Source organism: Ruegeria sp. J8 (genome assembly GCF_056531925.1).
Genome location: NZ_JBQFMR010000007.1, coordinates 192,980 through 215,140 on the forward strand (window position 1 = coordinate 192,980; position 22,161 = coordinate 215,140).

The following is a 22,161-nucleotide window of genomic DNA, read 5'->3' on the forward strand; positions in this document are numbered from 1 at the left end:
CCATGTCCAAAACCCAACGCACCCGCGAGATTTGCGCACTGGCCCCAATCGTGCCGGTTCTGGTCGTCGATGACGCGGCTCAAGCACGGCCTCTGGCCGAGGCTTTGGTCGCAGGAGGCCTCCCCGCGCTTGAGGTCACCCTGCGCACGCCTTCGGCGCTCAGCGCGATCCGCGCCATGGCTCAGGTGCCGGGTGGTGTGGTTGGTGCTGGTACGCTGATCACCCCAGAAGACGTCCGCGCAGCGAAAGAGGCGGGTGCGCAATTTGGTGTCTCACCGGGTGCAACCGACGCTTTGATCGCCGCATGTGAAGCCGAAGGCTTACCCCTGCTGCCGGGTGCGGCCACTGCCTCTGAGGCGATGCGCCTGTTTGAGCAGGGCTATGACATGCTGAAATTCTTCCCGGCCGAAGCGTCCGGTGGTGCCCCCGCGCTCAAAGCGATCGGCGCGCCGCTGCCGCAAATCACATTCTGCCCAACGGGTGGTGTGTCGCCGTCAAATGCACGCGATTACCTGTCTTTGTCGAATGTTGTTTGCGCAGGCGGTAGCTGGGTCGCGCCCAAACAGATGGTCATGGACGGCGACTGGACCGGCATCGAAAAACTTGCACGTGAGGCGTCGCAGCTGATGGATTGACGCCGCGCGGGACGTCACTAAATTGGGCGTCAATTCAGACAGGTTGACCCCATGACAAACCACATCTCTCTCGCGCAAGGGCGCGAGTATCTGGCCATTCCGGGCCCATCAGTTATGCCTGACGCCGTGTTGCAAGCGATGCATCGGCCGTCGCCTAATATCTATGATGGCGCACTGATCGAGATGATGCCCGACCTGACCCGCGACCTCAAGCGCGTGGCGCGAACCGAACACAAAGTGGCGATCTACATCGCCAACGGTCACGGCACGTGGGAGGCGGCACTGTCCAACGTGATCGCTCCAGGTGAGGTGGTTCTAGCCCCAGCGTCTGGCCGCTTCACCTATGGTTGGGCCGAGATGGCCGAAGGCATAGGCGCCAAGCCGCAGTTGATTGATTTTGGGACCTCTTCGCCTTGGAATTTTAACCTCATCGCTGAAGCTTTACGCGCTGACAAAACACATGAGATCAAAGCCGTTTTGGCAGTGCATGTGGACACGTCGACTTCCGTACGCAACGATATTCCAGCATTGCGTGCCCTGCTGGATGACTTAGGCCATCCCGCTCTACTGATGGCCGATTGCATCGCATCGCTCGGGTGCGACCGGTTCGAAATGGACGCCTGGGGCGTCGATGTCATGGTCACCGCCTGCCAGAAAGGACTGATGACCCCTGCAGGAGTGGGCTTTGTCTTTTTCAACGAAAAAGCCGCCGCCAAACGCGCCACCATGCCCCGCGTCTCGCAATACTGGGATTGGGTGCCGCGCGCCCAGCCCGACCTGTTCTATCAGTATTTCGACGGCACCGCGCCGACCCATCATCTCTACGGCTTGCGCGCCGCGCTCGACCTGATCCACGCCGAAGGGCTCGAACATGTTTGGGCGCGCCACGAGCGCCTTGCCACCGCCATCTGGACCGCCTGCGAGACATGGGCAGAAGGCGGCGCGCTGCACCTGAATGTAGCCGACCGCGCGCATCGCAGTCACGCAGTCACAGCGCTGCGCCTATCACACGGACAGGGCACTCCGCTGCGCCATTTCACCGAGACCCAACTCGGCCTCACCCTAGGCATCGGCTTGGGGATGGAGGACTGGGACGGCTGCTTCCGCCTCGGCCATATGGGTCATGTCAACGCCCAAATGGTGATGGCGATGCTGGGCGGGGTCGAAACCGCGCTCGCAGCGCTGAACATCCCGCGCGGTAAAGGCGCGCTCGAAGCCGCCGCAGCCACTCTCGCGGCCTAAAGCGCAGATCCGCCCTTCATCTGGCTAAAAATATCCTCGGGGGGAATCGCGCCCAAGCGCGATGGGGGGCAAACAGCCCCCCGCTCGCTCACCACACGAGCCCAGCTCAGGGAAAACGCGCCTGCGCCTCAGCCAGCGCCTTGGGCAAAGCTGATGCAAACGCATCCAGATCCTTCTCTGCACCGCAACTGATCCGAACGCATCGGTTCTGAGGCGCGGCAAACGGCATCCGCACGAAAATGCCCTGCGCAACCAGCGCGTCCAGCACCGCCTTGGCAAACTCCCCGTCACGCCCGCAATCAATGGCAACGAAATTGGTGGCCGAGGGCAGGGGCTCCAACCCGTGATCCCGCGCGATGACACCAATGCGGTCCCGTGCTGCCGCAATGCGTTGCTGAACATGGGCCAGCCATTCATCATCCTGCAACGCCGCCAAGGCCCCCGCCTGCGCCGCGCGGTTCATTCCGAAATGATTGCGCACCTTGTTGAACGCTGAAATCAACGCCGGTGCCCCGATCCCATATCCAACCCGCGCGCCTGCCATGCCGTGAACTTTGGAAAAGGTACGCATGCGGATCAGGCGCGGGTCGTTTGCATCAATTGGGGCGGCGGTGCCCTCGGGGGCGCATTCTACATAAGCCTCGTCAAGAACCAGCACGCAGCCTGCGGGCAGTTTGTCCATCGCGGCGACTATATCTGCACCCCTGTGCCAACTGCCCATCGGATTGTCCGGGTTGGCTAGGTAAACCAGCTTTGCACCTACCTCAGCCGCCCTGGCAAACAGCGCCACGGGGTCCTCATGGTCATCTCTATAGGGCACCTTGTGGAGCACCCCTCCGAACCCGGCCACGTGGTAGTTGAAGGTAGGATAGGCCCCGTCCGAGGTCACAACAGCATCGCCCGGCCCGACAAATAGGCGCACCAGATACCCCAGCAGCCCGTCAATCCCCTCGCCCACAACGATATTCTCGGGCGCAACGTCATGGTGATCCGCCAAAGCATGGCGCAAGTCGTGGTTTTCGGGATCGCCATACATCCAGATCCCGGTCCGCGCCATCGCCTCGATCGCACGCGGGGAGGGGCCAAAGACGCTTTCATTGGCACCCAATCGCGCCAGAAAAGGCGCACCGCGCTGCCGCTCCTGCGTTTCAGGGCCGACAAAAGGCACGGTGGCGGGCAGGGATTGGGCAAGGGGGGTAAAGCGGAACTCTGTCATGAAGGCAGATAAACGTAAGGTCATCCGTCAGGCAAGCTTGCGCTGCGGGCAAAACACCCGCACCCTTGCCTCAATTTACAACGGAAGGAGCGCACATGCGCATCGCAATCGGTCTGATCCTAATTGGTCTCGCCTATCTGCTTTTTTGGCCGGTCGCAGTTGAGCCCGTCGTTTGGGACGCCCCAAAGGCCCCTGGTTTTACAGGCGAATTCGCTGAAAACAACGCGCTGGATCAGCTTGAACTCATCTCCCTGCCCGACGGCGAAGAAGGCCCTGAAGACATTGCTGGTCTGCCTGATGGCACAGTCTTTACGACCACACAGTCCGGAGCGCTCTACCGCATTGATCAGGATACGCCTCAGAAGGTCGACGATCTTGGCGGCCGACCGTTGGGCCTGAAGGCCGGTCCTGACGGAGCCCTCTATATCTCGGACAGCTATCGCGGACTGATGCGCTGGACAGGGCCGGGGAGTTTGGAAACGCTGGTCTCTGAAATTGACGGCGCACCGGTCATCTACGCCAACAATCTGGATGTCGGGCGTGATGGCACGGTTTATTTCTCGAACTCGTCTGACCGTTTCGACCCCGAAACCATGGGGGGCACCAAACCCACTTCGGTTCTGACGATTTGGGAGCAATCGCCCGCTGGCTATGTCGCCCGCTATTCCCCGGAGGGAGCCGTCGAAAAGATCGCCGAAGGTTTCGTTTATACCAATGGGGTCGCGCTGTCGCCTGACGAAGATTTTCTGCTGATTGCTGAGACCGGGCGCGCACGAGTGCACAAGCTGTGGCTGGCTGGACCCAAAGCGGGAACACAAGAGGTGTTTCTGGACAACCTGCCGGGCTATCCAGACAATATCAAAGCCCAGGGCGACGGCACCTATTGGCTGGCCTTCGCCAGCCCGCGCGTACCGACTGAGGCGCTGATGCCCTATCCGTTTCTGCGCAAGGTGATCTGGCGGTTGGGGCCGATGGTCCGGCCTGCCCCGATCCATCGGGGTATGGTGATCCGCTTCGACGGCGACGGGACGATCCTGCAAAACCTGCAAGACCCCGCAGGACGTTTGGGCATCACGACCGCAGGGCGGATTGTAGGTGATGACTTTTATGTCATGACACTGGATTCGCCGTGGTTCGGCCGAATGCCTGCCGAAAAGCTGCCCTAACGTTGATCTGGAACTTGGTGGCACTTGCAGGCATGCTTGCCTCAACCGGAAATGGGAGGTCCGCATGTCACGCGTATCCGTCGAATACAAAGATCACATCGCTCATGTCACGCTGACGCGCGGCGACAAGATGAACGCGTTGGATGACGCGATGATCAAGGCGATTTTGTCTGCGGGGCAAGAAGTGGCGGCTTCGGACGCGCGAGCGGTGGTGTTGTCGGGCGAAGGTAAGAGTTTCTGCGCTGGTCTGGATATGGCGAGCTTTGCCAAGATGGCCCATATCGACCCGCGCGAATGGCTGATGGCCCGCAGTCACGAAGATGCCAACGAGATGCAGGAACTGGCGTTGATCTGGCGACGCCTACCCATGCCGGTAATTTGCGCCATTCAGGGCGTGGCCTATGGCGGCGGGTTGCAGATCGCCTTGGGTGCGGATGTGCGCATCGCGCATCCTGACACCAAACTGGCCGTGATGGAGATGAAGTGGGGCATCATCCCCGATATGGGCGGTATGGTGTTGCTGCCCAAGCTGGTCCGCTCGGACGTTCTGCGTCTGTTGACTTATACGGCGCGGCCTATCGGTGCGTCGCAGGCGGCGGATTGGGGTTTGGTGACCAAACTCTCTGACGATCCACTGACCGAGGCCATAGCGCTTGCCGAAGACATCGGGGGCCGCAGCCCGTCGGCCATCCGCGCGGCCAAGCGGCTGATCGATCTGGCCGAAACTCAGCCTCGCGCCGAGGTGCTGATGGCCGAATCCGCCGAACAGGTTGAGTTGATTGGCAAGCCCGAGCAGATGGAGGTCATCGCGGCCCAAATGCAAGGTCGCAAGCCCGTCTTCAAGTGATCAGCGCATAAATGCGCGGCGGGCGTCGCGGGCCATGTTATAGCGCATCTCAAGATCGGCGATGCGCGCCATCGCCCGTTTGCGCGCTTGCGGATCGCTCAGTGTGGCATAGTCCTGCCTGGCAGCGTCGAGTTGTTTCTTGATCGTGAATTCTTCGGGCAAAACACCGGCCTGCGCCATGATCCGATGCCCGGCGGCCAAAGCAGGATCGGTTTGCGCTTCGCCGGATCGGTCGGGCAGGGGGCGGCCTTCGCCTTCAAGGCCCTCTAGCTGCCCCTCGGCCTGCGCCTTTTGGATCTGGCGTTCGATGAGTTTTGCTAGCGACCCGAACATGGCACTATTCTAAAGGCTGTCTCTGAAACTGAAAACCCCGCCACGGGTGGTGCGGCGAGGTTTGGGATTTCCGTATATGGAACGAGAAGAAGATCAGGCTATTTCTTCCAAACGGGCCAGCGCCTCGTTCAGTTTAGCCTCTTCTTCTTCGCGGGCGGCGAGGTTGGCTTTGGCTTCTTCGACAACCTCTTCCGGGGCCGAGGCCACGAACTTGGGGTTGTTCAGACGCCCGCGCAGACCGCCCAGTTCCTTGGCCAGCTTGCCTTTGGCTTTTTCCAGCCGTTCCTTTTCGGCACCGATGTCGATGATATCGGCCAGCGGCAGGCCGAAGGACGCGCCGGGGGCGGCGATTGAGATGGTGCCTTTGGGCAGTTCATCCGCTTTGGTCAGGCTGTCGATGCGCGCCAATCGCTTGATCAGCGCCTCGTTGCGGTCCCATGCGGCTTGGCCGTGATCGTCGATCTCTGTTACCAGCATCGGCACATAAAGCCCCGCCGGAACCCGCATCTGGGCACGGGCCGAGCGGGTGTTTTCGATCACCGAGATCACCCAGTTCATCTCACGATCCGCATCGGCATCGACCAATTCGGTGCCATAAGTCGGCCAGTCGGCATGTACGACCATCTTCGCGCGGGTGCCGGTCAGGCCCCAGAGTTCTTCGGTGATGAAGGGCATGATCGGGTGCAGCAGGACCATGCACTGATCCAGAACCCAGCGCATGGTGGCGCGGGTTTCGGCCTGCGCCTCGGCGTCATCGCCTTGCAGCAGGGGTTTCGACAATTCCACATACCAGTCGCAGACCTTGCCCCAGACAAAGGCGTACAGCCCGTTGGCCGCGTCGTTGAAGCGATAGCTTTCCAGCGCCGCGTCGACCTCGGCCCGCACGCGGGCGGTTTCGCCGATGATCCAGCGGTTTACGGCGGCTTTGGGCTTCAGGTCGGCCACGTCCAGTTGCGGCACGGCGTCGGTGAAAACCTCGTTCATCTCGGCAAAGCGGACGGCGTTCCACAGTTTGGTGCCGAAGTTCCGATAGCCGGTGATACGTTCGCGGGACAGTTTCAGCACGCCGCCAATCGCCGCCATTGAGGCATTGGTGAATCGCAGCGCGTCGGCGCCGAATTCGTCCACGATCTCCAGCGGGTCGATGACGTTGCCAGTGGTCTTGGACATCTTCTTGCCCTTCTCGTCGCGGACGAGCTGGTGCAGGTAGACAGTGTGGAACGGGATCTGATCGACCACGGCCAGTTGCATCATCATCATCCGGGCGACCCAGAAGAACAGGATGTCAAAGCCGGTGATCAGAACATCGGTGGGGAAGTAGCGCTCCAGTTCCTCGGTCTGCTCGGGCCAGCCCAGCGTGCCGATGGGCCAGAGGCCGGAGGAGAACCACGTGTCGAGGACGTCGGGGTCGCGCCACACCGGATAGACCAGCTTGGTCGGGTCTTGTTCGACCGCGTAATGGGCAAGGCTTTCAGCGAACTGATGGATCGCTTCATGCTTGTCTGCGACTTCGATGACCGTCGCGTGGCTCAAAGGGCTAGGAATGTCAGCGTTATCGTCGAGGAATTTTTCAGTGACGGCCTCAAGGCTTGCGGCACATTCCATGACATTGCCACGATGCAGCATGCCGCCTTCGTTCAGCAAACGGCCCAATTCGACCAGATCTAGGTTGCCGTCGTTTTCGTCATCCTTGAAGTTCTCGGCCGACAGATCGAGCCCATACCAAACTGGAATCTGATGGCCCCACCACAGCTGACGCGAGATGCACCAGGGCTCGATGTTTTCCAGCCAGTGGTAATAGGTCTTCTCGCCCGACTCCGGGATGATCTTGACCGTGCCTTCCTTGACCGCATCCAGCGCAGGGCCGACGACCTTTTCGGCGTCGACGAACCACTGGTCAGTGAACATCGGCTCAATCACCACCTTCGAACGATCGCCGAAGGGCTGCATGATCGGTTTGCTCTCGACCAGCGGCACCAGCGCCGACGGGTCGTCATCCTCGCCCAGCTTCACACCCAGACGAGGGTCATCTGCGCGGGTCATCACGGCCAGGCCGTCAGCAGTGATCTCTTCGACGACTTTCGCGCGCGCTTCGAACCGATCGAGGCCGCGCAGGTGATCGGGGATCAGGTTGATCGCGTCGATCTCGTTCTCGGTGAATTCGCGACCACGCGCGTATTCCTGTGCCTTGTCGGCCTCATCGGCATAAGGCGCGCCATCGGCCCGCATCGCGCCTTTGGTGTCCATCAGGCGGTACATCGGAATGCCGCCGCGCTTGGCGACCATGTTGTCGTTGAAGTCATGCGCGCCGGTGATCTTCACCGCGCCCGAGCCGAAATCGGGATCGGGATACTCATCGGTGATGATCGGAATCTGGCGGCGATGTTCTTTCGGACCAACCGGGATTTCGCAGAGTTTCCCGATGATTGGGGCGTAACGCTCATCCGACGGATGAACCGCAACCGCGCCGTCTCCCAGCATGGTTTCGGGGCGGGTCGTGGCGATCGAGATATAGTCGCGCTCTTCCTCAAGCACGACGTTCCCGTCCTCGTCCTTTTCGACATAGGTATAGGTTTCGCCGCCGGCCAGCGGGTATTTGAAGTGCCACATATGGCCGGGCGTTTCGATGTTCTCGACTTCCAAATCCGAGATCGCCGTCTCGAAATGCGGGTCCCAGTTGACCAGACGCTTGCCGCGATAGATCAGGCCCTTTTCGTACATATCGACGAAAACCTTGATGACCGCGTCGTGAAAATTCGCAGAATTTTCGTGGCCGGTGCGCGGGTCACGCGGTGCGCCCGCCATGGTAAACGCATTGCGCGACCAGTCACAGCTGGAGCCCAGCCGTTTAAGCTGTTCGATGATGGTGCCGCCGTATTCGCCTTTCCATTCCCAGACCTTGTCCAGAAACGCCTCGCGCCCCAGCTCACGTCGTCCTGGTTGCTGGGTATTGGCCAGCATCTTTTCCACCTGCATCTGGGTGGCGATACCGGCGTGGTCCTGTCCGGGCTGCCACAGCGTGTCAAACCCGCGCATCCGGTGCCAGCGGGTCAGGATATCCTGCAGCGTGTTGTTAAACGCGTGCCCCACATGAAGCGCGCCCGTCACGTTGGGCGGCGGGATCATGATGGTAAAGCTTTCGTCGCGCGAACGGTTCGCGCCTGCCTTGAAGGCTCCGGCCTGTTCCCAGGCCTCGTAGATGCGGGCCTCGGCCTCGGCCGCGTTGAATGTCTTTTCCATCGCCATGGGGTGCGTCCTGCGTCATCAATCTCGGGTCAGCGATTGCAATAGCGAATGCGCGCAAGAAGGGGAAGGGTGCGTGTGCTATCCGGCCTGGGCAAATCGGGCACGGAAGTAATCCTGCACCCTCTGATAAGCCGGTTCGTGGAAATCCAACGTCAGCAGAGAGTGATCCTTGCCCTCATATTCCTGCGTTTCAAGGTCATCACCAAAGGCGTCTTGTAGCGCGCACATCAGCCGTTTCGGGGCCAGCTTGTCACCCGCATAACGCATCGCCAGCCCCGGACCTTTAGTCGCCATACCAGCACGGGCTTGTGCGACATCATTGGGGCTCATGTGCAGTTCATCGCCGCCGAAGATCGGCAGAGCGGGCTGGCTGGCGACGCCGCCCAGAACCGCGTCCTCAGCCATCATGGTCAGGGCAAAGCTTCCGGTCAGGCACATACCGATGACACCCACGCCTGCTGCGTTGTCGCGGGACTTGATTTCGGCCGCCAGCGATCGCATCCAGCCCGCAATGGGGCTCTGACGGCCTTTGAGGAACATGTTGAACTCGCGCCGGACGCAGAACAGTCGGGCCATGTTGCGGCCTATCGTGACTTTGCCATAGGTGCCGAACATATGCGGCAGGTAGACACGAAACCCCGCCCCGTTCAGGCGTTTGGCCAGATCCAGCGTTTCCGGCCCAATCCCGGGCAATTCCTGCAGGATCAGGATGGGTGGGCCTTCGCCCCCGGCATAAACGTCATGGGTTGCGGTCTTGCCGCTCGTCATCGCGGCAGAGAAAGGGAAAACGGTATCATGTGTCCAGGTCATGGGGTCTGAGGCTATCGGAATCCCGCAGAACTTAAAGTCCAAACCCCTGTCTTTTTCTGGACATCGCCCACACTCGGGCTAGGGTCGCCTTCGGAACCGCGCAGGAGGGTCGCCCCATGGAAAAATTCGGCAGAAGCCAGCCCGTCAAACGGACCGAGGATCAGAGGTTTCTGACCGGGCAGGGACACTACATGGATGATGTTGTACCAGAAGGTGCCCTGCACGCCGTGTTTGTCCGCTCGCAGGTGGCGCATGGGGTGATCACGGCGCTTGATCTGGACGGCGCGCGCGCAGCTGATGGGGTTCGGTTGGTGATGACGCTGGAGGATTTGAAAGAGGCCGGGATCGACACCGTGATCAATGCGGCGACGGTCAAGAACCGGGACGGATCGCCCGCAGCAGCGCCTGCGCGTCACATGCTGTCGACCGACCGGGTGCGCTTTGTTGGCGAACCGATCGCGGTGGTTATTGCTGACACTCAAGCCCAGGCCCGTGACGCCGCCGAACTGGTCTTGGTCGAGATTGACGAACGCCCCGCCAAGCTGGACGTGGATGCGGGCGGAGAGACCTTGCACCCCGAAGCGCCGGATAATCGCGCATTTGACTGGGGTCTGGGCAACGAGGCCGCGACCGAGGCCGCGTTTCAGGCTGCGGCGCATACTGTATCGCTCAACGTGGTGGACAATCGGGTCATCATTGCCTCGATCGAGCCGCGCGGCTGTCAGGCCAACTGGGTCGATGGTCGCCTGCATTTTGCTTATGGCGGACAGGGGGTTTGGGCCATGCGCGCTCAACTGGCGCAAAAGCTGCGGGTTGAGCCTGAAGACATCCGCGTCACCACTCCGGATGTAGGTGGCGGCTTTGGTATGAAGGTGATGCCCTACCCGGAATATTTCTGCACTGCCGTTGCAGCGAAGAAGCTGGGCAAACCCGTGCACTGGATGTCCGACCGGTCCGAGGCGATGCTGTCCGACCATCATGGCCGCGACCTGACCTCGCTGGCCGAACTGGCCTTTGATGCCGATCACCGGATCACGGCCTATCGCGTTCACAGCAAGATCAATCTGGGTGCCTATAACAGCCATTTCGGGCAGGCGATTCAGACTAGCCTGTTTAGCAAAGTTTTGATGGGCGTTTACGACGTCCAGACGACCTATCTGCGGGTCGAAGGGTTCTTTACCAACACCACACAGGTCGATGCCTATCGCGGTGCGGGCCGCCCCGAGGCGATTTATGTGCTAGAGCGCGTCATGGACCGCGCCGCGCGCGAACTGGGCGTGGACCCGTGGGAACTGCGCCGCAAGAATTTCATCCGCCCCGAGGCGTTTCCCTACACCTCGGCCACCGGCGAGACCTATGATGTGGGCGACTTCAACATGATCCTGTCCCGCGCGGGCGAACAGACTGCGGGGTTTGCCGCCCGCAAGGCCGCCGATGCCGAACGCGGCCTGATCCGCGGGCAGGGCGTATGTTACTATATCGAAAGTATTTTGGGGGACCCTTCCGAGAACGCGAAAGTGGAGTTCTGCGAGGATGGCACCGTGAACCTCTATGTCGGCACCCAATCGAACGGGCAGGGGCATGAGACGGTTTATGCCCATTTCCTGTCAGATCAGACCGGAATTCCGGTGGACCTGATCAATGTGGTGCAGGGCGACAGCGATCAACTTCCTCATGGTGGCGGTACCGGTGGGTCTCGGTCCGTTACGGTGCAAAGCACAGCCACACTGGCGACAATCGACGTCATGATCGCCGCATTCACGCCCTATCTGGCTGATAAGATGAGGGTGGAGGAAAGCGATGTGACATTCGATCACGAAACCTTTCGCGCGCCGGGGTCGAACCTGACGCCCACCCTGACCGAGGCCGCGGATATGGCCCGCGCCGATGGCCGTACTGATCTGCTGCAACATCACGCGCGCGCCAACCTGGATGCGCGCAGCTATCCCAATGGCGCACATGTTGCCGAAATCGTCATTGATTCTTACACCGGAGAAACCTGGGTCGACCGCTATACAGTGGTCGATGATTTTGGTAACCTTATCAACCCGATGCTGGCCGAAGGGCAAGTACATGGCGGTGTGGTCCAGGGGATCGGACAGGCGCTGACCGAGCGTGTTGTGCATGATGCGCAGGGGCAACTGCTCACGGCTTCGTTGATGGACTATGCCTTGCCGCGCGCCGCCGAGATACCCATGATTAAGTTTACCTCGGCGCCGGTTCCGTCAACTTCAAACCCGATGGGGATGAAGGGATGCGGTGAGGCCGGCACCGTGGGCGCGCTGGCCGCAGTGGCAAATGCGGTTCAGGATGCGCTCTGGGATCACGGGGTGCGACAGGCAGATATGCCTTTCACACCTCAAAGAGTATGGGAGTTGCTGACGCATGGATCTGTCGCGGCTGAGTAGAAAGGTACTGGGATGGCTCGGACGGCCTCTGCGGTCCGAACACTCAGCCGAGTCGCGCCACCGTGAACCGATCAGCCATGTGATTATCCTCGACGGGACCATGTCGACGCTGGAACCGGGCCGAGAGACCCACGCAGGCCAAACTCTGCGTCTGTGTTGCGAGATGGGCAGCAAGGTCTCGGTATTTTACGAAGCTGGGGTACAGTGGGACAACTGGAAGTCCTCGCTGGACGTGATGATGGGGCGGGGGATCAACCGCCAGATCAGGCGTGCTTACGGCTATCTGGCGTCGCGCTACAAACCCGGCGACAGGATTTACTTCATCGGCTATTCGCGTGGAGCCTACGGGGTGCGCAGCCTTGCCGGGGTGATCGACTTGATTGGGTTGCTCAAGGCCGAACACGCGACCGAGCGGAACATCAAACAGGCCTATCGTCACTATGAGTGCAACGCTAACGGCAAGGCGGCGGCTGAATTCCGGCGAGCCTTCTGCCACGAGGATGTGGCGATTGAGATGGTCGGCGTCTGGGACACAGTAAAAGCGCTGGGCCTACGTCTTCCACTACTGTGGCGCTGGGCCGAAGAACGTCACGCCTTTCACAACCACCAGCTTGGCCCGGCAACCCGCCACGGCTATCACGCCATGGCGCTTGACGAGACCCGCGAAGTGTTCGAGCCGGTCTTGTGGAAATGTACCCCTGATTTCAAGGGCCATGTGGAACAAGTCTGGTTCCGGGGCACGCATGGGGATGTCGGCGGTCAATTGAACGGGTTCGAAGAGGCGCGCCCACTCAGCAACATCTCTCTGATCTGGATGCTGGACAAGGCCGAGATGCACGGCCTGCCACTGCCTGACGGATGGCGCGACCGCTTCCCTACCGATACCGCTGCGCGGTCAGTGGGCACATGGCGCGGCTGGGGTAAGATTTTCCTGCTGCGCAAGCACCGGAAAGTGGGCAAGGACCGATCCGAGAGGCTGCACGTCTCGGTCTCGCCGGATGATCTGCCGGGCTGGGTACCGATGCCGGATTTGCCATCACATCCGGCGCAGTGAAGGGCTGACGATTTGCTAACGGCTCCAATGATCACCAACACTTCAAAGTCCGGTTCGAGCCCAAAATAGACATCTTAGGGAAGCAGAATTGGAGTTTTCGTGGCAACGCCAAAAGCAAGCTACATTAATTCGCCAAAACTGCCCAACCGACAGTTGGGCTGCCCGAGGCAATCGAGCCAGCCGCGAAGATGCAGGGGCTTTCAGCCAGAAGTGGACTTAACCTAAGTGGGGGGCTGCGTTGCAGTTGATCTGGCTATACGGGCCACAGAAAACAATGTCATAAAGTCTTGCAGGTCTCGGCGTTTTCGCGCGAACGTCTGGGTCGGTGCGCGGCAAGTTGATCCTGTTGAATTTTTCGCATTTGTAAGCCGATTTGACCGGTCCCGTTCGAAATCTCTGCTGTGTTGGCCCTTGTAACACCGTCAATCGTGGCAGCTGCGTCTGACTGAATGTTGGACAGATTGCCGCAGGTTGTGCAACGCTAAGGAGCATGACACATGCGCTTAGGGAGGTAAAATGTCAGATACAAGTCAAAAAAAGATGCTCGACCCAGACCCTCGCGTCTGGGATTTCGAGACTGACTATGAACTCGGACAGGACAACATCAGACCCCTCGGGTTAGACATCCATAATCCTGTCTTCATCGTTTCTGGTTTGCTGATCCTAGGCTTCGTGATCGTGGCATTGGCCAATCAGGAAGCGGCCGCTGCATTTTTTGGCTGGCTTCGGCCGTGGCTGACCAGCACCTTTGATTGGTTTCTTGTGTTGTCGGTGAATGCGATCACCTTGTTCTGCCTGGCGCTCATTGTCTTGCCGGTCGGAAAGGTCAGAATTGGCGGAAAAGATGCGAAACCCGACTACTCGTATGCGGGTTGGATCGCAATGATGTTTGCCGCAGGAATCGGGATCGGTCTACTGTTCTTCGGTGTATTGGAGCCCGTGTACTACAACTTCTCGGAAGATGGGAATGCGCGCCCCTTAAACATCGACATCACCGAGCCCGGCAATGAGTATATCGGTGTTGTTGGTACGATCCATCACTGGGGTCTCGAAGGTTGGGCTGTGTACGCTGCAGTGGGACTGGCACTGGCGATTTTTGCATACAACTTGAACCTGCCGCTGACGCTTAGGTCGGCGTTCTTTCCGCTACTCGGTGAACGTGTCTGGGGCTTCTGGGGGCATGTCATCGACACGCTGGCCGTGTTTGCGACCCTCTTCGGACTAACCACCTCGTTGGGCCTCGGTGCGCAACAGGTTGCCGCAGGTTTGAATGAAGTGTTTGGCATCACGCCTTCGCCCACATTGACCGTCATCATCATTGTCGCGATCACGCTCATTGCGCTTGGTTCTGTTTTGTTGGGAATGGATGCCGGTGTGAAACGGCTATCTGAGATCAACATGATCATGGCTGTGGGGCTGTTTATTTTTGTGATCGCAATGACCGGGGTGGCGGCCGCAATTGCTCGTTACGTTTCAGTCATGGTAGACTATGTCACGCTGCTACCTGCGCTCTCCAATCCCTTTGGCAGAGAGGATACCAGCTTTTTCCATGGGTGGACTACGTTCTACTGGGCATGGTGGATTGCATGGTCTCCTTTCGTGGGAATGTTCATTGCCCGGATCTCTCGGGGTCGTACGGTGCGTGAGTTTGTTCTTTGTGCCCTTATTGCTCCTACGGCGGTCTGCGCATTGTGGATGTCCACTTTTGGAGGGGCCGCGATTGACATGCTGAACGCAGGTAGCGCTGAAGGCGTCAAAGCAACCGTCATCGACAGTTATGCGCCAGAGGGCGCCCTGTTTGGCTTCCTCAAGGAGTTGCCTCTGTACAATATCGTCGCCCCGATCTCGCTGATTTTGATTGTGATCTTCTTTGTCACGTCATCTGATTCAGGGTCGTTGGTTATCGATACTATCACCGCAGGTGGTAAACTGGATGCGCCCGTTGTTCAGCGTGTTTGGTGGTGCACTTTGGAAGGTTTGGTTGCAATTGCGCTTCTTCTAGGCGGTGGATTGAACGCCCTCCAAGGTGCTGCCGTGTCAATGGGGATTCCATTTACACTGGTGATCCTCATTATGTGCTACTGTCTGTGGCTGGCTCTGCGATCCGAGTACAAAAAGCTGTAGCAAGCGGACAAAATCAATGATGGCTTCCTAAAATAAGGGAGCCATCACATCGGGTTGCCGAGGTTTTTGAGGCGACTAGTGCCGAACAACAAAAACCGAGCAACTGGCATGTGTCACTACGTGGCTGGCGGTCGTTCCCAGGAGGTAATCCTGAATCTTTGGGTTGGCCGCCTCCATCACGATCATATCCACGTTGCGTTCATCGGCGAGCTTTACGATTTGCCGATGCACAGCACCGGTTCGAACAACAGTTTCTAATTCGACGCCTTCCGCCGGGTGATCTTTCACAAACTTCTCCAATTGCTCGCTCCAATAGCCAACAGAGTCGCGAATATTCAAGTTTCGCTCCATTTCTGGCGCAACTGTCACCACGAGAAGCCGCGCTTCTCTGCGCCTGGCCATTGCGATTGCTTCTTCGTAGGCGCTGTAGTCCAACCTGACGTGACGAAGGTTTAGCGGGCATAGGATTAATTTCGTATCACGTGGCATCTATAACATCCCGTTTCACGCATTTGGCCAATAAGTATTGAATGACTTTGCAAAGCGAACAGTCAAGAGCGACCGCGTTCCATAAACAGCAGGCGCTTTGTCCGCTAAGCAGTTTCTGATGTACTACGCAACGAATGGCCGTGTCGCGTCTTAAGCGGACGTTCGCATGAACGCACTAGCCTAGTGTTGCTGCGACAGGAACTGCCGGGCTTTTGCCGTAACGATGACAGCTTAGGTATATTTCAGCCCCCGGGAGTATACCAAATTGGCGAAGTGTAAGCACGTTCCTGAGTTGACGTGGGCACCTCGGCAGGCAGTTCGTCTCCGAACCGAACAGCATCGTAAATTGTCCATCTCGGTGTGGGAATTTCCAAGACACGGGCATAGTAGAAAGCGCTCATAGAAGGATCGAAATCCGGGTCTTTCCAAACGGTGATCAGTTCCGGGGAACCTATTGAATTCGTAAACGTACCCGTTGCAACATCCACGGTGTTCCCCACCGCTGGCAGGTTGCCGTCCGCATCGCGTTCTCGGTCTCCCGACCAAGCCACGTCATAGACCCGCTCTTCAGTTTCGCCGCTGGAATTTAGCCAACCTTTCACAATCTGAACACGGTCGAGATTGCCGGAGAACGGATCTTTCAGCGCAGCAACCAGGAAGGTTGGGGCGTCCGCGCCTTGTGTCGCGTCCGCGAGGTCCCCACCCATCGGAACGCCTTTTTCATATCCTATTTCTGCGGGCAATCTAGATCTTGCGTCAGCTTCCGTAAAATCCCAACCACCAAAGAAACGAACCGCGATGCGACTACCGGTTGTCCCGTAAACTTCCTTCCGTTCCATCGCGTCGAAGATGGCTTCGCGTGTGTTGTCCTGAGCCCAAACCGCTGCATAGCCTGAGGCTGCCATTTCCCACCCGAGAATCCTCAAGGCATCGAACTCGCCAACGACATGCTGCCAACGGCCAGGTTCCGGCTCGACGCCAGAGTGTTTGCCAAAGAAATTGTCTTCTTCCGCCGTTGCCAAAGCAGTATGGCTGTCGGTCGAGCCCACTACTCCGAACTTGTATGGATTGGTGCCGAGCTGAGCTTCTAGCTTGAGACCGTTCTTCAAGGCCTCGCGGGCGTATTCGTACTGAAGCATCCAGTCTTCTTTGAGTGTCGGACCCAGATTGGATTTGTCCCAGGTTTCATAGTCAGCGAACTCATCGTTCGGGCTGAGAAACGGGTGAGTTTCTCCATCACCTTTGATCTGGGTAATCTCATACATCGGCTCCCACTTGGCACGCCGCTCTGCGTAGTCTTCTGTCAAAGGCTCACCCGTTTCAGGGTTTGTCTCGACCGGAAACATCAAACCGTTGGAGACGTTGCCGTTGTGGGCAAGGGCCAGTACACGACCACCAGTCTCTAGTTCATAAGTTTCCATCCAGTCCCAAAGCCGTTCCGGATTAAATGTTTCCGCAGTTGTGAAGGGCAACATTTGCCGAGCGCGAATGGCATCATCCCGGTAGATCACATTGCGGTGGAGGTTGTTGCCAGCTTCGGTAGATGTCCACTCGTATCCGATGAACGCAGTGAATGTGCCAGGGTCATTGTGATGATCCGCAGTTTGCGTGAACTCGTCCCATACGGATTGCACAAACCTTCGATCTGCAACAGCCTCGGGAAGTGCCTCGCCCGTGATGCCAGCAAAGGTTTCAATAACTTCCATAGTGGCGCCAAGTGCAACGTCTCCGCCCGCGTTAAGCCGTTCGCTCCAGTCTCTGAGCGTTGCATCGCGCATCAGTGTGGAGTTTCCCGCGATGATTTCATTCATTGCACCCATGGCGTCAGAATGATCGGATACAACAAGCCAGTCGAGCGGACGCGACAACTTCACACGGAGGCCATGTGATGTGGTGACTTCCTCACCACGTGCAAACCTATAGGCATCGTCGGGGCTCAGAATGACGCCAAATCCGCGGGCATCGAGTGAATTTGATGTGTGCAGGTGAGTGTCACCCCACAGCGGGCGTGTAGGAAAGTCTCGACCTGCATAGGGTGAGAAATCGGCGGGTGCGGGTTCACGCATATCATCAACCGATATGGTCATCTCTCCGACTAGCCCACCTTGTGCGGCCTCTTGAGCATGTGAAGAGCTTGTTATGAATGCTGCGGAAACTATTGCTGTCGATGTCGTTAGAAAAAACTTCATATGAACCTCCCAGCCGAGCTGAATGCCAGCTTATGGCAACATCTGAGTCGGTTGTTCGTCAAGGAAAACAACGGTTTTTCTTTGTTGAGCAAAAGAGAGCCTGAGGGAGATTCGACCAAAACCGGACCGCAGCTTCGCCCGCAATTCTGACGCTCTACCACTGTGAGAAAATACCGCAACGAGTGGCCGTTCTTGACGACTGGCAGCTTCGTTCGACAGTCTTGAGTCCCTGAGCCTAATTTGGAGATGTTGTTATGAAGTGGTTGTCCCGCACATTCCTACTGTCCTTATCTCTTCTATTTGCCGAGGCCGCTTCGGCTCAAGAAAAACATAACATCGTATTCATATTTTTAGATAATTTTGGGTGGGGCGAACCCGGGTTCAATGGAGGTGGCATAATCAGTGGTACTGCGACTCCCGAGATGGACGCCCTCGCTGCGGAAGGACTACGACTCACGAACTTCAACGTGGAAAGCCAGTGCACGCCGTCCCGCGCAGCGACCATGACTGGACGGTACGGCATCCGGAGCGGCAACCATACGGTCCCACTGGGAGGTGGCGTTTACGGTCTGACCCAATGGGAAATCACGATGGCCGAGATGCTGAAGGATGTAGGATACAGCACGGCCATGTACGGGAAATGGCACCTTGGATGGACCGAAGGACGCTATCCAACGAATCAAGGATTCGATGAGTTTTACGGCGTTGAGACCACTGACGTTACAGTCTGGCGCACGCTTCCGGGTTTTGCCGATGCCAACATGGAAGAGCCGGTTGTGATGCAAGGTGTTGCTGGCGAGCCAGCAACCATCGCTCAAGACTACGATCTGGACTATCGCGGCGAAATAGATGGCGACCTGACGAAAAAAGCCATCGAATTTGTCGAAGCAAAGAGTACCGAAGACGGGCCGTTTTTCATCTATCTTGCTTATACTCAGACCCACTATCCAAACATCGTGTCCGAGGAGTTCGAAGGCGCCACTGGAAACGGCGTCTGGGCCGACATTCTGTTTCAAACAGATAGCTATATCGGGCGCATTGTTGATGCGATTGAGGCAGCAGGCGTTTCCGACGACACCGTGGTGATATTTACTGCTGACAACGGCCCCGAAGCTCTTCCGGTTGGGAACGCCAACGTCTCGCCAGTTCCTGCGGTACATGGTACGGCCGGACCTTGGCGCGGTACTCTATTCACCAGCCTCGAAGGAAGTATGCGTGTACCCTTTGCAATCAAGTGGCCGGGAAAGATCCCTGCCGGTTCTGAAAGCAACGATGTTGTCCACTCAATGGATCTCTATCCGACACTTGCGGCTTTCGCAGGGGGCAAGGTACCTGATGACAGAGCCTTTGATGGTGTCGACCAGTCAAAGTTCTTTCTTGGTGACCAACCAAACTCAAACCAAGAAGGCGTGATCGTCTACATGGGTGAGCAGATATTCGGCGTAAAATGGAAGGATTGGAAAGTTCTTTTCAAAGAGAATACGACGGCTTTTGGTGCAACGGAGTCTTTCGACACACCAAGGCTCTATAACCTTTTGAATGACCCACACGAGCGTGAAAGCGTACTCTTTCCGCACACATGGGCGGCTGAAAAGGCTCTGCCACAGTTACAGGAGCACCTCGCTACATTCGAGAAGTTTCCTCCGATCCCCCCGGGAACGCCGGATCCCTATGAACCACCCAACGACTGAGTGACGGCTTTGTCCGCCCAGCCGACGCTCGGACCCAAATCACCCTCGCAGCTTTCAGCGAGGGTGTTTTCCTTGTGAGGGCTCGTTGCGCCTTGCGTAGTTCTTGAATTTACAACACTTCCAGTAGGAGGCTTCACGAAACGCCTCCACTCTTTTCAAGCTCTACAATGTCTATTTAGGTTCCGGTGTTCCCAATCACCGCCTACGATCGCGGCGCGAGCTCATGGGTTGGAAGGCCACGCCCACATGCGCCTCGCAATAAGGCTTACCGGCCTCAACCGGCAGGCCGCAGAACCAGAAATCCTCGGTTGCGGGGTCGCCGACGGGCCATTTGCAGGTTTTCTCAGTCAGTTCCATCAGCGTCAGCTTCTTGGCCTTTTTCTCGACCTCGTTGACCTTGGCCAGAGCCTCGGGGCTGATTTCGTTGGCCGAGGGCTGCGGCGGCAGCGGTTGACCTGCCGGGATGATCTGGCGGCGGGCGGGCACGGCGGGCTTCGCCTCGGCCGTCTGAGCGGGTGCGGGGCGCGCGGGTTCGGTCTTGGGCGCGGGTTTCGGTTTGGCCTCGGCCTTGGGCGCAGCGGGGGCCGGTTTTTCCTTCGGTTCGGCCTTGGCCGGGGTCGCGCCGGTTGCGCGGTTCGACAGGCCCAGACGGTGAACCTTGCCGATCACCGCATTGCGGGTCACGCCGCCCAGTTCCTTGGCGATCTGGCTGGCCGACTGGCCCTCGCCCCACATCTTTTTCAGCAGCTCTACACGCTCGTCAGTCCAGGACATCATTTGCCTTTCAAAAGCGGAAAGCGGCCCCGGATTCGGGCCGCCTTGGGAAATCATCTCAGCGCCCTATTCTAATCACTGCCGCCCGAGTTACAAGCGGTTCTCGAATCAGCTATGGGGTGGGTCATGCAGAATCTGATCGAACAGGACGCGCGCCGCTTTGGCGCGGTGAATTGGATGGGCCTTTTCACCCTGGCGCAACGCGAAACGCTTCGGTTCATGGGGGTGTGGACACAGACCCTTTTAGCCCCTTTGGTAACGGCGGGCCTGTTTCTGCTGATCTTCAACATCGCCATCGGCCCCAGCCGTTCGGACGTTATGGGTGTGCCTTTCCTGACCTTTCTGGCGCCCGGGATCATGATGATGACCGTGATCCAGAACGCTTTTGCCAATACCTCCTCGTCGATGGTGATCGCCAAGGTGCAAGGCAACATTGTCGATACGCTGATGCCGCCCTTGTCGCCGCTGGAGATCCTGTTGGGTTATCTGGCAGGCGGGATTGCGCGGGGCGTTCTGATCGCGCTGGTGGTCGCCTTGGCTTTGGCCCTGGTGTTGGGGATCGTGCCGCAATACCCGCTTGTCGCGTTGATTTTTGTGGTACTGGGCGGGGCTTTCATGGGCGCACTTGGCCTGTTTGCCGGGATTTTCGCCAATAAATTTGACCAGATGGCGGCGATTACCAATTTTATCGTCACACCACTGGCGTTCCTGTCGGGCACATTTTACTCGGTAGAGGCTCTACCACCCGTATTGAACCGCCTGAGCCACGTGAACCCGGTTTTCTATCTGATCGACGGGCTGCGATATGGGATGATCGGGGTGTCCGATAGCTCTGCGTGGCTGGGGATGGTTATCTGCGCAGGCGCAACCCTTTTGGTAGGCGCGGCGACCTGGCAGATGTTGCGAACAGGTTATCGGCTCAAGGCCTGACGCTGCCGTCCTTCGCGCCAGACGAGGATCAGACCTCCGGTCAGGATGATCGTGGCGCCCAGCGTGCTAATCCAATCAGGCACAACGCGGAAAATGGCGAAATCATAGAACGCGGCAAAGATGAGCGTGACATAGCTGATCGGTGCAACAAATGATGCGTCCGCCCGCGCCATTCCGTTGACGAAACACGCCTGTGCACAGGCCATCAGCACTCCGATTCCGGCCAGCGCCGCCCATTGCTGCGAGGTGGGCATCTGGAACACGAAGCTGACCGCGACCGAGGCGATGGTCAGACCCATTGCATTGTTGATCAGCAGAATCTGGATGGGAATCTCTCGGCCCGAGAGCTTTTTGATGAAAATCAGCTCCATCCCGATCACCACGGCAGCCGTCAGCGCCAGCAACGCGGCGGGTTGAAAACTGTCGGGGGTTGGGCGCAGCAAGATCAAAGCTCCGGCCAAAGCGACTGCTGCAGCAAGCCAGCGCCAAGGGCCGATGGTCTCCCTCAGTAACGGAATGGCCAGAATCATGGCGAAAACCGGGTTCAGGAAGGATATCGCAGTGGCATCGGCGAGCGGGATAAACGCTACCGAGGCGAACATCAGCGTGATCCCGACCCATCCGAAACTGGTGCGCCCGATATGCAGCCCCCAATGCGGGCGGCTCAGGCGCGGGCGCAGAATGCCAACTGCGCTGACAATGACCATAAACGCGAACATAAACCGCCCGTGGCTGATCTGCATCGGGTGCAGGGCTGGGCCCAACTCATCTGTTCCCAACGCCTTGGCCAGCAGGGTTGTCCCGGCAAGAAGCGCGCTGGCTGCAATGATCAGCAAGGCCGCGAGCGGCGGGTTATGGCGGGCGGGTGTCATGGGCCAGCGGTGCGCCAAGGAGCTTCAAATAGCAAGGGTCAAGTTCACCTTTGGACGGAAATTCGACCACGCGTTCATTTCGGGGTTCCCAGTTGGTGCAGACCTCGCTATACGCGCTTGCATGATCAAGACTGC

17 protein-coding genes are annotated in these 22,161 nt (G+C 58.4%); 9 read left to right on the top strand and 8 right to left on the bottom strand.

Annotated elements, in window-relative coordinates; translation table 11 throughout:
• Window positions 1-2 precede the first annotated feature (2 nt).
• The gene (locus ACR0L1_RS15955; RefSeq protein WP_170782838.1) at window positions 3-635 is read left to right on the top strand and encodes a bifunctional 4-hydroxy-2-oxoglutarate aldolase/2-dehydro-3-deoxy-phosphogluconate aldolase; all 633 of its coding nucleotides are present in this window, start codon (window positions 3-5) and stop codon (window positions 633-635) included.
• Between the two features lie 51 nt (window positions 636-686).
• Window positions 687-1,877 (top strand): pyridoxal-phosphate-dependent aminotransferase family protein, encoded by a 1,191-nt coding sequence (locus tag ACR0L1_RS15960; RefSeq protein WP_480502762.1) that lies wholly within the window; start codon window positions 687-689, stop codon window positions 1,875-1,877.
• Between the two features lie 106 nt (window positions 1,878-1,983).
• Here ACR0L1_RS15960 and ACR0L1_RS15965 read toward each other — a convergent pair whose 3' ends face one another.
• Entirely contained in the window at window positions 1,984-3,093 is a 1,110-nt protein-coding gene (locus ACR0L1_RS15965; RefSeq protein WP_480859869.1) for a pyridoxal phosphate-dependent aminotransferase, read from the bottom strand.
• Between the two features lie 95 nt (window positions 3,094-3,188).
• Between ACR0L1_RS15965 and ACR0L1_RS15970 the strand changes: the two genes are divergently transcribed.
• Together ACR0L1_RS15970 and ACR0L1_RS15975 are read left to right on the top strand one after the other, a co-directional pair.
• Window positions 3,189-4,259, top strand: a complete 1,071-nt coding sequence (locus ACR0L1_RS15970; RefSeq protein WP_480859796.1) for an SMP-30/gluconolactonase/LRE family protein — start codon at window positions 3,189-3,191, stop codon at window positions 4,257-4,259.
• A gap of 64 nt (window positions 4,260-4,323) precedes the next feature.
• Window positions 4,324-5,106: a crotonase/enoyl-CoA hydratase family protein gene (locus ACR0L1_RS15975; protein ID WP_170770023.1), complete on the top strand. Its 783-nt coding sequence runs from the start codon at window positions 4,324-4,326 to the stop codon at window positions 5,104-5,106.
• Here the strand turns inward: ACR0L1_RS15975 and ACR0L1_RS15980 are convergent, their stop codons facing one another.
• From ACR0L1_RS15980 to ACR0L1_RS15990, 3 genes are all read right to left on the bottom strand, one after another.
• A complete protein-coding gene (locus ACR0L1_RS15980) occupies window positions 5,107-5,439 on the bottom strand; it encodes a DnaJ family domain-containing protein (protein WP_170790418.1) in 333 nt (110 codons plus the stop codon).
• Window positions 5,440-5,532: 93 nt separating this feature from the next.
• Window positions 5,533-8,685 (bottom strand): valine--tRNA ligase, encoded by a 3,153-nt coding sequence (locus ACR0L1_RS15985; protein ID WP_480859798.1) that lies wholly within the window; start codon window positions 8,683-8,685, stop codon window positions 5,533-5,535.
• A gap of 78 nt (window positions 8,686-8,763) precedes the next feature.
• The gene (locus ACR0L1_RS15990) at window positions 8,764-9,495 is read right to left on the bottom strand and encodes a dienelactone hydrolase family protein (RefSeq protein ID WP_480859800.1); all 732 of its coding nucleotides are present in this window, start codon (window positions 9,493-9,495) and stop codon (window positions 8,764-8,766) included.
• 116 nt (window positions 9,496-9,611) lie between these two features.
• Here ACR0L1_RS15990 and ACR0L1_RS15995 point away from each other — a divergent pair, with 116 nt between their 5' ends.
• From ACR0L1_RS15995 to ACR0L1_RS16005, 3 genes are all read left to right on the top strand, one after another.
• On the top strand, window positions 9,612-11,903 hold the full coding sequence (locus tag ACR0L1_RS15995) for a xanthine dehydrogenase family protein molybdopterin-binding subunit (protein ID WP_480502757.1): 2,292 nt from the start codon (window positions 9,612-9,614) through the stop codon (window positions 11,901-11,903).
• Window positions 11,881-12,957: a DUF2235 domain-containing protein gene (locus tag ACR0L1_RS16000; protein ID WP_480502756.1), complete on the top strand. Its 1,077-nt coding sequence runs from the start codon at window positions 11,881-11,883 to the stop codon at window positions 12,955-12,957. Before ACR0L1_RS15995 ends, ACR0L1_RS16000 begins: the two co-directional genes overlap by 23 nt.
• 516 nt (window positions 12,958-13,473) lie before the next feature.
• Entirely contained in the window at window positions 13,474-15,081 is a 1,608-nt protein-coding gene (locus tag ACR0L1_RS16005; protein ID WP_480859801.1) for a BCCT family transporter, read from the top strand.
• Between the two features lie 75 nt (window positions 15,082-15,156).
• Here the strand turns inward: ACR0L1_RS16005 and ACR0L1_RS16010 are convergent, their stop codons facing one another.
• A complete protein-coding gene (locus ACR0L1_RS16010; protein WP_170770030.1) occupies window positions 15,157-15,570 on the bottom strand; it encodes a universal stress protein in 414 nt (137 codons plus the stop codon).
• Between the two features lie 242 nt (window positions 15,571-15,812).
• Window positions 15,813-17,759, bottom strand: a complete 1,947-nt coding sequence (locus ACR0L1_RS16015) for a DUF3604 domain-containing protein (protein WP_237218036.1) — start codon at window positions 17,757-17,759, stop codon at window positions 15,813-15,815.
• A 254-nt stretch (window positions 17,760-18,013) separates the two neighbouring features.
• On the opposite strand from ACR0L1_RS16015, the gene ACR0L1_RS16020 reads away from it, so the two are divergent.
• Window positions 18,014-19,450 (top strand): arylsulfatase, encoded by a 1,437-nt coding sequence (locus ACR0L1_RS16020; protein WP_480859803.1) that lies wholly within the window; start codon window positions 18,014-18,016, stop codon window positions 19,448-19,450.
• A gap of 195 nt (window positions 19,451-19,645) precedes the next feature.
• Here ACR0L1_RS16020 and ACR0L1_RS16025 read toward each other — a convergent pair whose 3' ends face one another.
• A complete protein-coding gene (locus tag ACR0L1_RS16025; RefSeq protein ID WP_480859805.1) occupies window positions 19,646-20,224 on the bottom strand; it encodes a GcrA family cell cycle regulator in 579 nt (192 codons plus the stop codon).
• 126 nt (window positions 20,225-20,350) lie between these two features.
• Here ACR0L1_RS16025 and ACR0L1_RS16030 point away from each other — a divergent pair, with 126 nt between their 5' ends.
• Window positions 20,351-21,154, top strand: coding sequence for an ABC transporter permease (locus ACR0L1_RS16030; protein WP_480859807.1), 804 nt, complete (start codon window positions 20,351-20,353; stop codon window positions 21,152-21,154).
• On the opposite strand, the gene ACR0L1_RS16035 is transcribed toward ACR0L1_RS16030, so the two are convergent.
• On the bottom strand, window positions 21,136-22,026 hold the full coding sequence (locus ACR0L1_RS16035; RefSeq protein ID WP_480548811.1) for a DMT family transporter: 891 nt from the start codon (window positions 22,024-22,026) through the stop codon (window positions 21,136-21,138). The genes ACR0L1_RS16030 and ACR0L1_RS16035 overlap by 19 nt on opposite strands.
• Window positions 22,027-22,161 lie beyond the last annotated feature (135 nt).

Coding starts and splice junctions, on each gene's coding strand:
- ACR0L1_RS16025 (WP_480859805.1), bottom strand. CDS start 20,224: ATGTCCTGGACTGACGAGCGTGTAGAGCTGCTGAAAAAGATGTGGGGC.
- ACR0L1_RS15980 (WP_170790418.1), bottom strand. CDS start 5,439: ATGTTCGGGTCGCTAGCAAAACTCATCGAACGCCAGATCCAAAAGGCG.
- ACR0L1_RS16005 (WP_480859801.1), top strand. CDS start 13,474: ATGTCAGATACAAGTCAAAAAAAGATGCTCGACCCAGACCCTCGCGTC.
- ACR0L1_RS15985 (WP_480859798.1), bottom strand. CDS start 8,685: ATGGCGATGGAAAAGACATTCAACGCGGCCGAGGCCGAGGCCCGCATC.
- ACR0L1_RS15995 (WP_480502757.1), top strand. CDS start 9,612: ATGGAAAAATTCGGCAGAAGCCAGCCCGTCAAACGGACCGAGGATCAG.
- ACR0L1_RS15970 (WP_480859796.1), top strand. CDS start 3,189: ATGCGCATCGCAATCGGTCTGATCCTAATTGGTCTCGCCTATCTGCTT.
- ACR0L1_RS16015 (WP_237218036.1), bottom strand. CDS start 17,759: ATGAAGTTTTTTCTAACGACATCGACAGCAATAGTTTCCGCAGCATTC.
- ACR0L1_RS16035 (WP_480548811.1), bottom strand. CDS start 22,026: ATGACACCCGCCCGCCATAACCCGCCGCTCGCGGCCTTGCTGATCATT.
- ACR0L1_RS15975 (WP_170770023.1), top strand. CDS start 4,324: ATGTCACGCGTATCCGTCGAATACAAAGATCACATCGCTCATGTCACG.
- ACR0L1_RS15965 (WP_480859869.1), bottom strand. CDS start 3,093: ATGACAGAGTTCCGCTTTACCCCCCTTGCCCAATCCCTGCCCGCCACC.
- ACR0L1_RS16030 (WP_480859807.1), top strand. CDS start 20,351: ATGCAGAATCTGATCGAACAGGACGCGCGCCGCTTTGGCGCGGTGAAT.
- ACR0L1_RS16000 (WP_480502756.1), top strand. CDS start 11,881: ATGGATCTGTCGCGGCTGAGTAGAAAGGTACTGGGATGGCTCGGACGG.
- ACR0L1_RS15990 (WP_480859800.1), bottom strand. CDS start 9,495: ATGACCTGGACACATGATACCGTTTTCCCTTTCTCTGCCGCGATGACG.
- ACR0L1_RS15955 (WP_170782838.1), top strand. CDS start 3: ATGTCCAAAACCCAACGCACCCGCGAGATTTGCGCACTGGCCCCAATC.
- ACR0L1_RS15960 (WP_480502762.1), top strand. CDS start 687: ATGACAAACCACATCTCTCTCGCGCAAGGGCGCGAGTATCTGGCCATT.
- ACR0L1_RS16010 (WP_170770030.1), bottom strand. CDS start 15,570: ATGCCACGTGATACGAAATTAATCCTATGCCCGCTAAACCTTCGTCAC.
- ACR0L1_RS16020 (WP_480859803.1), top strand. CDS start 18,014: ATGAAGTGGTTGTCCCGCACATTCCTACTGTCCTTATCTCTTCTATTT.